The sequence below is a fragment of the Kangsaoukella pontilimi genome (assembly GCF_009830125.1).
Lineage (GTDB): Bacteria > Pseudomonadota > Alphaproteobacteria > Rhodobacterales > Rhodobacteraceae > Kangsaoukella > Kangsaoukella pontilimi.
Genome location: NZ_WUPT01000003.1, coordinates 247,251 through 262,201, shown reverse-complemented (window position 1 = coordinate 262,201; position 14,951 = coordinate 247,251). Strand labels below are relative to the sequence as shown.

The 14,951-nt window shown below is 65.1% G+C and carries 14 protein-coding genes; 3 read left to right on the top strand and 11 right to left on the bottom strand.

All coding sequences use genetic code 11. The features are described 5' to 3' along the window. Positions 1–65 precede the first annotated feature (65 nt). Complete coding sequence (locus GQ651_RS16855; protein WP_160765439.1) at positions 66–938, top strand: LysR family transcriptional regulator; 873 nt, start codon at positions 66–68, stop codon at positions 936–938. A gap of 4 nt (positions 939–942) precedes the next feature. Here GQ651_RS16855 and GQ651_RS16850 read toward each other — a convergent pair whose 3' ends face one another. The 8 genes from GQ651_RS16850 to GQ651_RS16815 all read right to left on the bottom strand — a co-directional run bounded on the left by GQ651_RS16850 (position 943) and on the right by GQ651_RS16815 (position 10,822). Continuing rightward, positions 943–1,728, bottom strand: coding sequence for a hypothetical protein (locus GQ651_RS16850; RefSeq protein WP_160765438.1), 786 nt, complete (start codon positions 1,726–1,728; stop codon positions 943–945). A gap of 10 nt (positions 1,729–1,738) precedes the next feature. Next, positions 1,739–2,116, bottom strand: a complete 378-nt coding sequence (locus tag GQ651_RS16845) for a hypothetical protein (RefSeq protein WP_160765437.1) — start codon at positions 2,114–2,116, stop codon at positions 1,739–1,741. Positions 2,117–2,235: 119 nt separating this feature from the next. Continuing rightward, complete coding sequence (locus GQ651_RS16840) at positions 2,236–3,141, bottom strand: dynamin family protein (RefSeq protein ID WP_160765436.1); 906 nt, start codon at positions 3,139–3,141, stop codon at positions 2,236–2,238. A 20-nt stretch (positions 3,142–3,161) separates the two neighbouring features. Next, positions 3,162–5,213 carry a dynamin family protein gene (locus GQ651_RS16835; RefSeq protein ID WP_160765435.1) on the bottom strand — a complete coding sequence of 684 codons (2,052 nt, stop codon included), beginning with the start codon at positions 5,211–5,213 and terminating at the stop codon, positions 3,162–3,164. 168 nt (positions 5,214–5,381) lie between these two features. Beyond that, positions 5,382–6,626 carry a hypothetical protein gene (locus GQ651_RS16830; protein WP_160765434.1) on the bottom strand — a complete coding sequence of 415 codons (1,245 nt, stop codon included), beginning with the start codon at positions 6,624–6,626 and terminating at the stop codon, positions 5,382–5,384. After that, positions 6,623–7,660 carry a PP2C family protein-serine/threonine phosphatase gene (locus GQ651_RS16825; RefSeq protein WP_160765433.1) on the bottom strand — a complete coding sequence of 346 codons (1,038 nt, stop codon included), beginning with the start codon at positions 7,658–7,660 and terminating at the stop codon, positions 6,623–6,625. The genes GQ651_RS16830 and GQ651_RS16825 overlap by 4 nt, the downstream gene beginning before the upstream one ends. Next, positions 7,644–9,461, bottom strand: a complete 1,818-nt coding sequence (locus GQ651_RS18820) for an FHA domain-containing protein (protein WP_227258316.1) — start codon at positions 9,459–9,461, stop codon at positions 7,644–7,646. Before GQ651_RS18820 ends, GQ651_RS16825 begins: the two co-directional genes overlap by 17 nt. A 29-nt stretch (positions 9,462–9,490) precedes the next feature. Continuing rightward, complete coding sequence (locus GQ651_RS16815) at positions 9,491–10,822, bottom strand: serine/threonine protein kinase (RefSeq protein WP_160765432.1); 1,332 nt, start codon at positions 10,820–10,822, stop codon at positions 9,491–9,493. A gap of 363 nt (positions 10,823–11,185) precedes the next feature. Between GQ651_RS16815 and GQ651_RS16810 the strand changes: the two genes are divergently transcribed. Both GQ651_RS16810 and GQ651_RS16805 read left to right on the top strand, forming a co-directional pair. After that, on the top strand, positions 11,186–11,683 hold the full coding sequence (locus tag GQ651_RS16810) for a (2Fe-2S)-binding protein (protein ID WP_160765431.1): 498 nt from the start codon (positions 11,186–11,188) through the stop codon (positions 11,681–11,683). Between the two features lie 13 nt (positions 11,684–11,696). After that, positions 11,697–12,485, top strand: coding sequence for an FAD binding domain-containing protein (locus tag GQ651_RS16805; RefSeq protein ID WP_160765430.1), 789 nt, complete (start codon positions 11,697–11,699; stop codon positions 12,483–12,485). 82 nt (positions 12,486–12,567) lie between these two features. Here GQ651_RS16805 and GQ651_RS16800 read toward each other — a convergent pair whose 3' ends face one another. The 3 genes from GQ651_RS16800 to GQ651_RS16790 are packed head-to-tail and all read right to left on the bottom strand — an operon-like array spanning position 12,568 to position 14,910. After that, on the bottom strand, positions 12,568–13,626 hold the full coding sequence (locus GQ651_RS16800) for a saccharopine dehydrogenase (protein WP_160765429.1): 1,059 nt from the start codon (positions 13,624–13,626) through the stop codon (positions 12,568–12,570). Continuing rightward, entirely contained in the window at positions 13,623–14,237 is a 615-nt protein-coding gene (locus tag GQ651_RS16795) for a glutathione S-transferase family protein (protein WP_160765499.1), read from the bottom strand. Before GQ651_RS16795 ends, GQ651_RS16800 begins: the two co-directional genes overlap by 4 nt. A gap of 31 nt (positions 14,238–14,268) precedes the next feature. After that, a complete protein-coding gene (locus GQ651_RS16790) occupies positions 14,269–14,910 on the bottom strand; it encodes a histidine phosphatase family protein (protein WP_160765428.1) in 642 nt (213 codons plus the stop codon). Positions 14,911–14,951 lie beyond the last annotated feature (41 nt).

The following is a 14,951-nucleotide window of genomic DNA, read 5'->3' as shown; positions in this document are numbered from 1 at the left end:
TAGCGTGGGCCATTCTTGAAATAAAATACATTGTTATTTACGATACGTTCTATATTTTAGAACGAATGGCCAATATCAACTATGCGCACCTGCGCTATTTCCACGCCGTCGCCCATGACGGGAACCTGACGCGCACCGCCGAGCGGATGAACGTCTCGCAATCGGCTTTGTCCGTCCAAATCCGAACGCTGGAAGAGCGCCTGGGCCATGCCTTGTTCGAACGTCGGGGCCGCAGGCTCGAACTGACCGAGGCGGGGCGGATCGCGCTCGACCATGCCGACGCCATCTTCCAGAGGGGCGAGGACCTGCTCGAGGAGCTGGCGCAATCCGGCACCGCCCGCCGCGCACTGCGTGTGGGGGCGGTCGCCACGCTTAGTCGCAACTTCCAGATCGGGTTTCTCGCCCCGATCGTGGGGCGCGCGGATGTGGACGTCATCCTGCGGTCGGGCAGCCCTGCGGAATTGATGGCGGCGCTCGACCAGATTGCGCTTGATGTCGTGCTGACCAACCGCCCGCCCGAGCGCGACGCAGTCACGCCCCGGATCGCCCATAAGCTCAGCGAGGACACCGTCAGCCTTGTCGGCACGCCCGACCGGGTGAAGGGCGAAACCGACATCGCCACCCTCGTGTCGCAGCACCCGCTGATCCTGCCGGGTTCCGACAGCCCGATCCGTACCGATTTCGATGCGCTCGCCGCACGGCTCGGCGTCCGCCCCCAGATCGCGGCCGAGGTCGACGACATGGCCATGATGCGTCTTCTGGTGCGCAGCGACGCGGGCCTTGGCGTCCTTCCGCCCATCGTCGTCCGGGACGAATTGGCAAGCGGCCGTATCGTCGAGGCAACGGCCCTGCCTGGCATGTCGGAAACGTTCTATGCCGTCACGCTGGACCGGCGCTTTCCCAATCCGCTGGTGGCCGAGCTGATCGGCGGCGGTTAGGCGCTCAACTCTGCGCTGCCTGCCAAAGCGATACGATCCGGGCAAGCCCGCCCGCAGGCGCGGTGACGAAGGCCGAATGCCCCTCGCCGTCTACGAAGATCAAAGCCCGGCTCTCGCTTTCGAGCGTCACGAGCTTCGCTCCGCGTCCGTGGCCGACCAAGCTGTCGCGCTTGTTCAGATAGGCATCGAGAAAGAACGCCGCCGTGTCGGCGAGCTGCGCGAGATCGGCCTCACCGCCGGATTGCTCGACGATATCCTCGCCCTCGATCTTCAGCCAGCAGGACGCAGCATTCCCGATTTCCCCCAGGAAGCGCGTGATCACCTCGCCAGGGTCGGCCGGCCCGGCTGGTCCCAGGTCGATCGACCAAGCCCGCGCCAGCAGGCTGGCCGAGACACCGGCATCCGACCCCAGGTCGTCGTCCCCCAGCCGCGTCGCGATAAGTCCAACGGAGCCGCCGCCTTCGAAGAGCTTGGCCAGACCTGCCTTGATCCCGGCTGCGGCATCGTCCTCAGCGCCTTTCAGCGCCACGCCTGCCACCTTCGACAAGGCGTCTGGAGCGGGCGCCAGAACGCCCTGAAGCCGTCGGTTCGACACGGCCAGATTGATACTCGTCCCATTTGCAAGGGTCAGGGTGACCCGGCGCGGCAGGATGATCTCGTCGATTTCCTGCAAGAGCGCCGCCAACAGCCCCGGACCGTCCGCCGCCCTCAGCGCGCGGCCATCTCCCGGCGCCCGCTCGCGGTCTCTCAACTTGCCGATTTTCTGCTCCAGACGGGCGAAGTCGTTCACGGCGACCTCGTCATCCGGCCGCGAGGATGCGGTCAAGCGCGCGGCGACCATGGGTCATCGCATCCTCGATTCCGACATCCGCACCACAGACGCAGACCAGCGCTTCGGCGCTCTCGGGTGAGGCGCGCTGGACCACCGTTGCGGCGTCCGACGTCATCAGAACCGCTTGCACAGCCTGCGGCGCGCCGGTCACACCCTCGGCGCTTTCCGGCAGTTGGCCGGTCAGCGTCTCCTGCGCGACCACGCTCAGGGCATCCAGCTCTTCCTGTGGAATGGGCATTCCGGTCGCGCTGGACAGGACCGAGCCCGTCGACAGATCGACGAAAAGCGCAAGGTCGCAACGGCCGATGTCACGGCGCAACTTGTCGAGTGTCTCAGCGACGTCCATGCCCAAACCCCTTAAGGCAGCCGTTTCCGGCCACCCCACCTTTGTGAGGGCGCAGCGCGCAGGGTGCAAGCCCCCCCGCCATTACAGGTGAAAAAGCGTTGCGCCCCGGTGGTATCGGGTCAGGCGGCGTCGTGGCCCGAGGTTCGAGCCGTCCGGCGCGCTGCCAGTGGGCGCGGGCGGATGCGCGCGGGCATCACGACCCGGTCCGGCGTCGCGGCAGCCGCGGCCTCGGCCGCAGCGTCAGCCCGGCCCTCCGCGATCGCGCCAAGCTGTGCGAGAAGCGCCTCTTCGAAATCCGCCGCGCCGCTCTCGGCCCATTTTCCCGCGTCATCGCCCGCAGCCATGGCGCGGGTCAGCGAGATCGGGAACAGGCCGTGGAACAGGCCCTTTGTTTCACGACCGACGCGCTTGACCACGCGGGCCCTGTCGCGCTCGGACAGGATCTTGTCCATCCGTGTGAGCAGGAGCAGGCTTCGGGCCTGCAAGCCGGGCGCGATCGTGTTCCAGACCGCCGCCTCCGACTGCCGCCAGGCCTGGGTCGCGTGGGTGCACCAGACGATCATGTCCGCCATGGGCAGAACCCGCTGCCACACGTCGGCGTCCATGTTGGGGTCCGAGATCCCAGGCATGTCGATCAGGTCGCAATGCTCAAGAAATGGCGCATCGCGGAAGATACGGATATGCGAGGTGTCTTCGACCGAGACATCGGTCAGCCGCTCAAGATCGAGCTCGTATTCCTCACCATCGAGATCGACACGATAGGGTGCCTCATCGCCGTGTGAAATCCAGATCGGGGGCAATTGCGTGGCGGTGACGTTCACCGGCAGCGCGGCCTCGCCCAGAAGGAGGTTGGAAAGAGTACTTTTGCCCGCGCTGAACTCACCCATGAGGCAGAGCCGGGGTTTGCCGGTTCCGGTATCGTCCGCAGCGAGCGGGGCCGGCGCACGCGGTGCCGCCGGTTCACCGGCTTCGATCACATCGAAATCGCCGTCGATCTCGGCGTCGGGATACTCATGCTCGTTCATTGTCTACCCATATTCACTTGTCATGCCGCAAGGCGCGTCAGCGTTGCCATGGCCTGTTGCAGCTGCGCACGCTTCTCTGCTGCGCCCGAGGTGCTGAGGATCGCGTCGGCCTGATCCGCGTTGCCCGCCGCCGCTTCGGCGGCGACACGGCTCAGCATGCCGCGCTGTTCGGAGATGAACTCGCGCAGCGTCCGGACCGACGCTTCGCGGATCGAATCCACATGCGGGCCGCTCAGGCTGGCCACGATGGGATCGGTTTCGGCCTTGATCATGTCCGCGAAATCGGTTGCGAAGGAGCGGTAACCGCGACGCTTGTGCCACCAGCGCGACCACCACGTGCCCTTGAGGTCGAGCGCAATGGTCTGGCCCAACAGAACCGGTGACGGAATGCGCGGCGCCGAGGGCGCCTCGATGCCGAACTCGTCCTCCGACACTTCGAGCAGCCGGAAGTATACCGACGCGTAATCCTCGGCCGTCTTCACCAGAACCTTCTGTGTGGCGGCCTGCGCCGAGCGGCCGAAGACCTGATAGGCGGTGCGCAGCAGGATGCGAAGCCCGCCCGGATCGTATTGCCAGACCTCTTCGTCGCCATGCTCTTCCAGATGCTGCAACAGCGATCCGGTGGCGCGTTCGAGGAAGCCGCGATGCGACCGTTCGAGACGTTTCTGGAAATCGGCCACGGCGGCGTCGAACGCCTCGTCCATGGCAGAGATCGCATCACGCTCGATCCGGTCCAGTTCGCCTTCGATCTGCCCTGGCGCCAGCGGCGGCAAGGCGCGGTCGGTGTCGCGGCGCGACACGACCTGATGGGCGGCGTTCAGCCCGTTGGCAAGGTTCATGGCCGATTTGGCCACTTTGTCCAGAAGCTCTTGCCCGTTGCCTTCGACGATCCGCTCCGAGATGGCGGCGAAGATCGCGGGCAGCCCGGACGCGTCCCAGAGAAGCTCGGCATCGGTCAGCGCGTCGGGCGCGGTGATCCGGCCATCGGCCATGGCCCAGTCGACCATATTGTTCAGCGTCTCGTCGTCGATCGCGTCAGCCTGCCCGGTCAGGGCGGCGGTCGCGAAATGGGCCGAGCAGAAGATGATCTCGGCATCCTTCGGTCCGTCATGATCGGTCAGCGTCTTGCGGATACTGTCGCGGATCTCGGGGATCTGCGTGGCCGGATCGCTCAATTCATCGCAGCGATTAACCGCAATGATGACCTCGCGCGACTTCACGTTGGCGATCAGGCGGATCAGCGCCATGTCGACAGAGGACAGCGCCTGGTGCGCGGCCAGGACCACGACGCAGAGCCGGCTTTCCCGGATCGCGCGGATGGTGATCTGCTCGCGGATCATGAAGGTGTCGTTCACGCCCGGCGTGTCGCGGATGCAGAGCGGCATCGGCATTTCGGGGCGGTGCATGAAGATTTCGGCCGATTTGGTGATGTCGGCGAACCGGCCCTGCGCCTGGCTCGTCTCGTAGTCATCCTCGAAATCGTCACCGAGGCAGACATAGCGCTCGATCAGCTCGCTGTCGAAATAGCCGTAATCGTGCTGCTGGCCGAGCAGAAGCTCGAACTTGTCGCCAAGGCGCGCACGCGACTTCTCGCGCATCTCGATGACCTGAGCGCGGACCTTTTCCAGTTCGTCCTCGGCGCCGGCGCGGCTGGCCAGTTCGCCGATGCGCCCGCCACGGTCCAGAAGCCTGCCCCACTCTTCGCCATCGAAGAAGCGGAAGCTGGCCCGGTTGTCCTCGGGCGTGACATGAGGGTTCAGGTGCAGCGACGTGACCACCGAGGTCCAGGGGTTCACATCCGCCGGCAAAAGGTCGGGAAAGCCCACCATCGCGTTCACGAGCGATGTCTTGCCCGCCTTCACCTGCCCGATCATCGTGATCGACGGCTCAGCGTGCTTCAACTGGTGGTGCAGGCGGCGGGCGGTTCGGTTGGTGGCCTTGTCGCCCAGCTTGCCAATCTTGACGAGCGCTTGGCGCAACTCGCGAGAGCGCGTCAGAAATGGCTGAAGCCCCTCGAACCCGCGTCCGAGAAGGTCTGCATTTCCAACGGCGGGGGCCGCGTCCTGCTCCATGATCCTCGTCTCAACTTTCATCTTGGCAATCTAACCGTTCATACCTTTCCAATTCGTCTCACCGATCGCGGGCCTCACGGGCCGGAACCGACTGCGACAGATGGAAACTCTTAGGTCATAGTGGCCTTTTTGTGGCCTATCCGTGATCAATCCGTCGCAACTGTTTCCCTACGCGGCCAGCTTCATCTCCATCTCGCGCCGCAACTGCAACAACAGCGTCGCGGCATCCGCGGCGGGGCCATCGCCCCCTTCGCTTTGCATCAGAACCAGCAGTTCCGAGGCCTCGTACAAATCGTCGATGAAAGCGTCGGCCACCTCGCAGGCGCTGTCATCGGTGCTGAACATATCGATCAGATGCTCTACCGCCTCGGTGCATTGATCCAGAATGGCGCGGGTGTCGCCTGGCTCGATCTTGTCGAGCAGCGCAGCGAGCGAGTCGCCCCTGCGTTTGAGGAACCGCGCGCCGCCAATGAAGACTTCGGGGTTGAGCGGGGCTTCGGGCGAATTCGCGGGCGACGGCACGCCACCGGCGATCTCGGCCGCCTGGGTCGAGGCCTCGACCCGCATCCGCGAGGTCACCGCACCATCGGTCCGGGTCTGATATCGCGCAAGGAAAAGCTGTGCACTGTCGAGGTCGGCACGGCGGCCGCGCTCGGCGTGGCGCAGGATCTCAGAAGTCAGCGCGCTGCCGCCCGAGCCGTGATACATCGCCTCATCCAGCTTTCCGGGCACCGACTGCGCCTTGATCCCCTGAAGCGTCGCCACCGCAAAGAGGGAGTGGAACTCCTCGGACACCACTGTCTCGAGTTCGGCGATAAGCCCCGAAAGCGCGCCTTTCGCGGATAGGATATCGGCCTTCGTCAGGACAAGGAAAGCGTGGTCTTTCAGCCCGTCAGGAACGCGGGACCAGAGCGTCTGCTCGCCCGCGCCGAAAGACTGGCTGCACCAGAGCGTGATGTCGGTCCGCCGAACGGCCCAATCTACGGCCGAGCGCATTTCGTCCGCATCCCCGTTGGTCACGACCTCCAGCATCGAAACCTTCCGCAGGATCGGAACAGGTGCGAGAATGCGCAAAAAGGCCGGCTGCATGGCGGCAACCGTCCTGAAATCCAGACCGCTCACGGTCTTCTTCTCGCCCGAGGCGAGCGTCGCCTCGATCTGCTCGGTCTCTCCCCAGGTAACTTCCAGGGTTGGGAGATGGAGGTCGGACGGGAGAAATGCACGCCCCACGAACATGTTGATCAGGTGCGATTTGCCGCTGCCGGGGGGACCGAGAAGGGTCAGCCGCACCGGCGAGGACAGCCGCTGTATCAGGTGGGTCGCATGACCGCGCGCCGCCTTGGGCAGCGCGTCGGTCTCGACCGCGTGGCGCAGCAGATCAAGGACGGTATCGTCGGCAGCGGCGTCCTTCATGCGCCGCCCCCGTCAGTGGCCATCCAGCGCCGGCGGAGGAACATCGGCGCGCTGTCCCGCGGCCGTTCGGCCTCGGCGCGCGGGGCCTCCCGCGGCTGTTCCTTCATGCTGGCCGAAGGGAAGGCCTGCTCTTCGGCCGGTGTGGCCGGGCGCGGCTTGATCGGGCGCGTCGTCACCTGGCGCGGCCGCACCTTCCGCTTCTCGAATTCGGGCGTGAAGATGTTCGTATGCTCGTCCGCGCCGCGCTGGAACGCGACCTTGATGACCGAGAAGCAGACGTTGTCCTGTTCGGGATCGTCGAGCTCGCACAGCTCGCGCAGCAGCCTGTCGGCAATGGCGGCGCTGTCTTCTTCGGCGTGGCGTGTGATGGTGGCCCGGATCTGCCGGTTCGACAGGAACTGCAGCCCGTCACTGGCCACCACCAGAATATCGCCGTCCTTCAGCTGGAAGGGCGCTTCCGGACAGTCGATCCGCTCGATCGATTCCCCGATCAGCACCGATGTCAGCGCGTTCCGGTCGGGGTGGTTGCGGCCGACGTCCTCGGACATCATGCCCGAGCGCACCATGTAGTCGATATGCGGCCCGAGCGAATGGTCCTCGTTCAACTGGCGCAACTCGCCGTCGCGGTAAAGATAGAGCGGAGAATCCCCGATCGAGATCCAGAAAAGCTTGTCGCGTACCACGACCGGAGCGACCAGCGTGGCGCCCATGCCCGCAGTATCGGGATTGTTAGACGTATGGGCCGCCATGCAGGCATTGGCCGACACCGCTGCACTGCGCAGGATGTCGCGCACATTGCGCGCAAAACGCTCGCCGTCCGAAGACTGGAACTTCAGCTCGCTGAAGACCTCCGTGACCACGATCTTCGACGCGACGTCGCCGGCGGCATGTCCACCCATCCCGTCCGACAGGACGGCATAGCCGAACTCCGCGCCTTGCGGGAAGTCGGTCGCGATCGCGTCTTCCTGATACTCGCGGCAGCCGCGATTCAGGACGGAAGCGACGTCAAACCTTATGTCAGGCGTTTTCGCCATGTTCCGCGTCTTCTCCGTCGGTGTTTTTCCAGCTGAAGTTCTCGTCGCAGAGCGAGACGAATTTCAGAGTCGTTTCTCCGATGCGAATGGTGTCGCCATTCGACAGCTCTTCGGTCGACAGCACGGGACGCCCGTTAAGCCGCACCAGGTTCGATTTGCCGCCGTGACCAAGGAAGAACTTGGCCTGTTCGTCGTCATAGGCGACGGCGGCGTGGTTGTTCCGGCTGATCGAGGTGTCCCCGAAGTCGAGCCGCACAGCCTGATCCTCGCCGCGTCCGATCTGGCTGACGCCGTTGAACATGGTGAAGCAGGTGCCGCGGCCGGGGCCTTCGATCACGATGATCCAGCCGACCGGGAACTTGGTCTCGGTCTTGGAAGTGGCGGTCTTGGCCGTCTCGAAGACGTCCGGCGCCTCGCTGTCCGGACCCTGAAAACCCAGAAGACGGGTCTTCACGCGTCCGGCGCTGCGTCCGGCGCGGCCGGTGACGGCGGTGGCGACATTCACGATGCCATCGGCCTGGCGGTCGGCGGGATCGCGGACCACGTTGGCGTCACCCGCCACGTCCCAGATCTGGCGGCGCACTTCCTCGGCGTCGATTTCCTCGGACGGATCGTCCGGCTCGTTGGCCATGGCGACGGCTTCGGAGACGGCGGAGCTCGCCACCGGTCCTTCGTCGAAATCCATGTCGTCCTCGTCATCCGCCTCGGGCGTCTCTTCGGTCTCTTCCGCAACAGCGAACGCATTGCGCAGATCGGCTTCGTCCGACCCGGCGTCTTCGGCCATATCGTCGAAATCGTCTTGGTCGTCCGCGACTCCGCTGTCCTCGAACCGGTCGAACGCGGCAGCCTCGTTCACGCCGAAGGCCGGGCCATCGGTGAAATCGTCCTCGGTCAGCTCGTCCGGGATGTGCTGAGCGCGCTCGTCCTCGAACAGCGCCTCGTCGTCATCGGCATCGCCGCCGAATGCACTGTCCTCGGTCGCGAAGCGGTCCTCGTTCGATGCGAAACGCTCGGCCGGGTCCTGTGCCATCTCGTGAACCTCATCGTCAATGAGCGGCGCGTTGTCCCCTTCAAGCGATTGTTCGGCAGCGGCGGCGAAGCGCGCGGCGTCCTGATCACCCGTGCCGGTATCCCAGGGCGGCGTGATCGAACGCTGCCGCGAGGCGGGACGGCTGATCGGCCGGCTGGTGGTGCGGGGGCGCACGACCTTCGCAAGGTCGTCGCGATAGGGGCTCTGCTCCTCGGGGTCACCGGCGGGATCGCGGGACGCGACATGCTTGAGCACGCGGTCGGCCTTGGTCGCGGCGGCGGCGGCCTTGAGATGGGCCATCGCCGAACGGCGGCGGCTCGTCTCGCGGTCGATCATCTTGGAGTTCGTCTTCTCGAGAATCCGGTCCTCGGCCGCGCCTTCCATTCCGGCAAGCTGGCTGCGGGCACGGGTCTTGCGGGCGAAATCGCCGCCTTCCGACCAGTCGCCGTTCCCGGCTGCCGAGGCGGTAGGTGCATCGCCCTGATCATCGAGATCGTCGTCGCCCCAATCCTCGTCGTCGTCCCAATCCGTATCTTCCCAATCGACCGAGCCCCAACCGGCGCCTTCGGCCTCTTCGGGTTCCTCGCCCGTGGGCGCGGCGACCTTTCCGGGCTCGGAGAAGAAGGAGTCGAGCTTCGCAGGGTCGATCGACGCGTTCGGCAGGCCGGTGTCATCGGCAAGCGGCTCGGACTTCCGGCGCAAGGGCTCGACATCCATATCGAGGTCGATCTTGCCAACCGTCTCTTCCGGCTCGGGCTTGCGTGACATCATGTTCTTGAAGAGCTTCATTTGTCTGCCTCTCACAAATAATCCGACCGGCCGTTTCCGCGCATCGTCCCGCGAAGCAGGCCGAAGGGCAGAAGACGGCTCAGCAACGACTTGCGTCGGCGCCGGCCCGAGATTTCGTCATGCGATGCCTGCATGGAAGACCGTCTGGCCGCGCTTTCGCGCGCGCGCTCCTGTTCTTCCTGGAAGGTCATGTCATCCAGCATCGCCAGTTCATCCAGCGTCTTCTTGCGCTGGCGCGCCTGTTCTTCGGCAAGCTTCTGAAGCTTCTCGGCTTCCTTCCGCTCTTCCGCCGCCTTGATCTCGCGCGCTTTCAGGTCCTCTTCCACCGCGCGATTGGTTTCAGCCACGAGCCGCGAGATCGACAGTTCGATCTGCCGGTCCAATTCGGCCTGCGCCATGGCGGCCGAGCGGCGGCGCTCGGTGTCGATCAGTTCGGTCCATTCGCGCGCGGATTGGATACGGTCGCGCGGGAAGACGCTGAGCGCCTTGTCGATGGCGTGCAGGAACGCATCCTCGAACATCGGGAACTTGCCCGAGACCGGCTTGTACGGATCGGGGCGGTCCGCGGCGATGGCCGAGACCCGCGCCTGGCTGTCCGGGGGCGCGACGCCCGTCAGGACATGATAGAAGGTCGCGCCGAGCGAATAGATGTCCGACGACGCGTCCTGCGTCGAGCCGGCGATATAGAATTCGTGCGGGCTGTAGCCGTCCTTGACCACGTGCAGCGCCGAGAGGGCGCGCGACGCACGCGTCGCCTCTTCCTTGGCCGCGCCGAAGTCGATCAGGACAGGGTTGCCCTTCCCGTCGATCAGGATGTTGTCGGGGCTGATGTCGCGGTGGAGCACGTCATTCGTGTGAATGTAATGCACCGCCTCGAGACATTTCAGCAGGATGTCCTTTACGTCGCGCGGATGCAGCTTCATCCGCGGGTCCTCGATCGTATCCAGAAGATCGCGTCCGCGCACGAAGTCGAGCGCCATATACGCGGTCTGGTTGTCTTCGAAGACCTGGTGGATGCCGACGATATGCGGGTGCTGCAGCTTGGACAGCCGCCGCGCCTCGGCACCGAAATGTTTCACGACCGCATCGAATTCCGCCTGATGCTGCTTCGACCGCGCCATGACCTTGCCGTCCGAGCGACAGCACATGGAAGACGGGAAGCATTCCTTGATGACGACGATCCGGTCCAGGCTGTCGCGGGCGAGATAGGTCATGCCGAAGCCGCCGGCATTCAGGAACTTCTCGATCCTGAACTGTCCGTGCAGAAGCTCGGTCCCGGGGCTCAGCGAATCCGCAAAGCTCTCGGCCAGTCCCGCATCGTAATGTTGTTGCCCAGCGTCCATCTTTCACCCGGTTCAGTGCCGCAGTCCTTGCAGGGATGGACGGCCTCCTTTGGCCGGAGATGGCCAGTCCGCCACCCACTGTCTTGCTGCGACGGGTCAGAGCTATCGGGGAATTCGGCCAATAATGTGGCGCGACTATGCCTTTACGTATCCAATCCTAGGGCTTTTTTAGAATTGTAGACAGTTTGTGGGGCATATATTGGGGCTCGCCTGCGGCGGGGCACTACCGGGGCACTCTCTCCGCGCGGATTGTCTCCGAAAACGGGTCGAGTCGGGCGTTGACACTGACGGGGCTGAGAGGTCCAATCCGCCGCGATCCGCTCCGGCCCCTGCCGGCCTGCCGGAAATGACGAAAGGACCAAGATGGAATCGCTCTCGCTCACCGTGAACGGCAAACCGGTCTCCGCCGAGGTCGAGGGGCGCACGCTTCTCGTTCAGCTTCTGCGCGAAACCCTTGGCATGACCGGCACTCATGTGGGCTGCGACACCAGCCAGTGCGGCGCCTGCCTCGTCCATGTGAACGGCGACGTGGTCAAAGCCTGCACGATGTTCGCCTTCGAAGCCGACGGCGCCGAGGTCACCACGATCGAGGGGATGGCCGACGGTGATGACCTCCACCCGATCCAGGAGGCGTTCCGCACCCATCACGGGCTTCAGTGCGGCTTCTGCACGCCCGGCATGATCATGTCTGCGGCCGCGCTTCTGAAAGAGAACCCCAAACCGACCGAGGCCGAGATCCGCCACCACCTCGAAGGCAACATCTGCCGCTGCACCGGCTATCACAACATTGTCCGTGCGATTCTCGCCGCGTCGGGGCAGCCGGTGCCCGAGCGGACCGCTACAGCCACCGCAGACGCCTGAAGGAGCGACGACCATGTATGATTTCAATGTCGCCCGCCCCGGCTCGATCGACGAGGCTGTGAAACTTCTGTCCGACGAAGACGCGCAAGCCCTAGGCGGAGGCCAGACCCTGATCCCCACCATGAAACAGCGCCTCGCCGCGCCCGAGTTGCTGGTCAGCCTCACCAACATCCCCGAAATGCAGGGCGTCTGCCGCGACGGCGACACGCTGTCGATCGGCGGGGCGACGCCACACGCCGTGGTCGCCCGCGACGCGGCGGCGCACTTCCCCGGCCTCGCCGCGCTCGCCGGTCAGATCGGCGACCCCGCCGTCCGGAACCGCGGCACGCTCGGCGGGTCGCTCGCCAATAACGACCCGAGCGCCTGTTATCCGGCCGCCGCGCTCGGCACCGGCGCGACCATCGTGACGAACACCCGCCGGATCGCGTCAGAGGACTTTTTCCAGGGCATGTTCGACACCGCGCTCGACGAGGGCGAGATCATCGTTTCGGTCGATTTCCCGATCGCCGAAGTCTCGGCCTACGCCAAGTTTGCCCAGCCCGCGTCCCGCTTCGCGCTCGTCGGCGCGTTTGTCGCGCGCTACGCGGACGGCGTGCGCGTTGCGATCACGGGGGCATCTGAGACCGGCGTGTTCCGCTGGACCGAGGCCGAAGAGGCACTTTCGCAGGACTTCTCTCACGAGGCTCTCGACGGCCTCTCCGTCGATTCGGACGGCATGATCGGCGATATCCACGGCGCGCCCACCTACCGCGCGCATCTGGTGAGTGTCATGACCCGCCGGGCCGTGGCCGCTGCCATCTAGGTTTCGGCTCCTTCGGAGCCGACCGAGGTGGGGGGCTGCCTGCCCCCCACACCCCCCGGGAGTATTTCAGCCAAGAAGAAGTTCAAAGCCGGGCGAGGTGATGCCGGAACGTCTTTTCCGCACGGCCCCACACGCCCTCGTCCAGCCGGTCGAGCCGCTCGAGAAAGGGAAAGAGCTGGGCGGCGAAATCCTCCGAGCTTTCCCGTGGCAGAAGCGACGGCAGGTTGTCGATGGCCATGACGTCGAGCGGCGACGCATCAGCAACGCGCGTCACCGGCTCGTCCCAGGACGTGACCGCATCATATACCGGGACGGGTGAATATTCGCTTGTCGGGTCGCAAGCGATGTCCCCGATGACCCTGAGTCGCCTCTCTGCGGTCAGCGCATCCGGTCCGACGAAAAGCGGCACACCCGGCGCGGCGAGGATGCAGTTGAGAAAGACTTCGTGTTGCAGGATCTCCGGGAACGGTCCGCCATGGGCCGTCTCGGCCATGTCCCACTCGGTCACATCCAGACCAACCTCGCGGCAGAGCCGAACCGCACCGCCGCCGACACGGCCCTTGGCACCGATGACGATCACGGCCGGGGCCGCCCCGGCAAGGGCGTTCCGCACCGCCTGAGCGAGCCGCGCCGCATCCATGATGCCACCGCCACCTTGCGCCGCCTTGAACGCGTCCGTCGATCCATGTTGTGCCGCAACGGCCAGAAGCGACATCGCCGCCCCTGCATAGCCCGCCCAATAGCCGAAGGCCGCAACCCGGCGTCCGGTCCCGTCCACAAGATACTCCAGATCGTAAAGCGCGCCTTCCCCCCGGCGGAACCGGTCGAGAAACGCCTGCCATCCCGCCTGTTCCTTGAAGGCATGGCCGAACATGATGTGGCGATGGACGAGGGGGGCGTCGCTTTCGGGCAACTCCTTCAGCCCGAAGATGATGGCGTCGCTCGGCGCGTCGACCCATCCGCCTGTCCGCGCCGCACCTGCGCCCGCCGCGACATAGTCGGATAAAGGTATCACTCGGGTTGTGTCTTCCTCGACCGTCACCTCCATCCCCTGCTCGATGAGGTTGGAGACCCCCTCGGGTGTGATCCCGACGCGGCGCTCATGTCCACGGGTTTCGGCCCGCACCCAGAGATGTGTCACTTGAGCATCCCCTTGTCCCAGAGCGCCTGCACCGCTGGACGCGCGCGCATGACCTCCATGAAACGAACAAGCCGCGGGTAGTCGCCGACCTCGACCCCGTCCGCCGGAAGCCAGTGTCCCACCACGTAGAGATACGCATCCGCCAGCGTCGGCGCGTCCCCGAACAGGAGCGGCCCGTCCTCGAACAGCCCCTCGACATATGCCGCACTCGCCGCCATCGTCTGGGGAACCTTGGCCTTCATGTCATCCCAGCTTTCGGGCCGATCCGCCCAGCGCGCGCCCCGCACCTTGTGGGCGTGGTTCACATGCATGGTGGAGGCGAGGTAATACATCACCTCGCGCATGCGGGCGGCATGAAACGGATCCGCCGGCACCATGCCCGGGACGGCCGTCGCCGCCAGATACTCCATGATCGCGCCCGCCTCGGTCAGAACGCCCCCGGGCGTCGCAAGTGCCGGCACCCGCCCCTTGGGATTGACGGCAAGATAAGCGTCACCGGTCTGCTCGCCGGAGGCGAAGTCGACGCGCACGGGCTCCCAGTGCACACCCCCCTCGTTCAGAACAAGCGCCGGAGCGATCGAGATCGTGTTCGGCGCCCAGTAGAGTTTCAGCATGTCCGGCTCCTCGGGCGGATGTGAGAAATCAGTAATATGTCCGGTAGTCGGCCAGATCGGGCCGCTCAAGATGGGGAATACCGTTGTAACCGGCAAGCATCGGTTCGTCGCCACGCACATGAAGCCGGTGGATCGACGTGTTCCAGATCGGCAGCATCACCTGGCTCATCCTGAGCAGATCCAGACCAAGCACATGCCTGAGCACCATCCCGATCACGCCCCCCGATGTCACAGCCAGAAGACGCCGCCCCGGCACCGCCGCTTCGGTCAGCATCTCGCCGATCCGCGCCTCGAAGGCGGCATAGGGTTCCGCGCCCTCGATCTCAGCCGCGGCCCAGGCCGCAAAAACCTTGGGCATGTGATCTCCGAAGGTGTCGCCGGTCGGATGCGGCTCTCCCTTCACCCGGTGCAGATCATCCGACAGCTTGTAGTAATCGAGCTCGTTCAGCCGCGCATCCTCTTCGGCGTCAAACCCCATGCCGGCCACCGTCTCGCGATGCCGTCTGAGCGTGCCCGACAGGACATGGTCGAACGCGTAGCCATGCTCCCGCATCCAGTCCCCAAGACAGGCGGCCTGCCGGTGCCCCAAGGGGCTCAGCCGGTCATAGTCGGCCTCGTTGGTCGCGTGGGAATTGGCCTGCCCGTGCCGGACCAGAATGATTTCGCCCATGGAATTCTCCTTCCACGCGGGCCTACCCCAAGGCGGGAGCG

Coding starts and splice junctions, on each gene's coding strand:
- GQ651_RS16855 (WP_160765439.1), top strand. CDS start 66: ATGGCCAATATCAACTATGCGCACCTGCGCTATTTCCACGCCGTCGCC.
- GQ651_RS16845 (WP_160765437.1), bottom strand. CDS start 2,116: ATGGACGTCGCTGAGACACTCGACAAGTTGCGCCGTGACATCGGCCGT.
- GQ651_RS16840 (WP_160765436.1), bottom strand. CDS start 3,141: ATGAACGAGCATGAGTATCCCGACGCCGAGATCGACGGCGATTTCGAT.
- GQ651_RS16835 (WP_160765435.1), bottom strand. CDS start 5,213: ATGGAGCAGGACGCGGCCCCCGCCGTTGGAAATGCAGACCTTCTCGGA.
- GQ651_RS16830 (WP_160765434.1), bottom strand. CDS start 6,626: ATGAAGGACGCCGCTGCCGACGATACCGTCCTTGATCTGCTGCGCCAC.
- GQ651_RS16825 (WP_160765433.1), bottom strand. CDS start 7,660: ATGGCGAAAACGCCTGACATAAGGTTTGACGTCGCTTCCGTCCTGAAT.
- GQ651_RS18820 (WP_227258316.1), bottom strand. CDS start 9,461: ATGATGTCACGCAAGCCCGAGCCGGAAGAGACGGTTGGCAAGATCGAC.
- GQ651_RS16815 (WP_160765432.1), bottom strand. CDS start 10,822: ATGGACGCTGGGCAACAACATTACGATGCGGGACTGGCCGAGAGCTTT.
- GQ651_RS16810 (WP_160765431.1), top strand. CDS start 11,186: ATGGAATCGCTCTCGCTCACCGTGAACGGCAAACCGGTCTCCGCCGAG.
- GQ651_RS16805 (WP_160765430.1), top strand. CDS start 11,697: ATGTATGATTTCAATGTCGCCCGCCCCGGCTCGATCGACGAGGCTGTG.
- GQ651_RS16790 (WP_160765428.1), bottom strand. CDS start 14,910: ATGGGCGAAATCATTCTGGTCCGGCACGGGCAGGCCAATTCCCACGCG.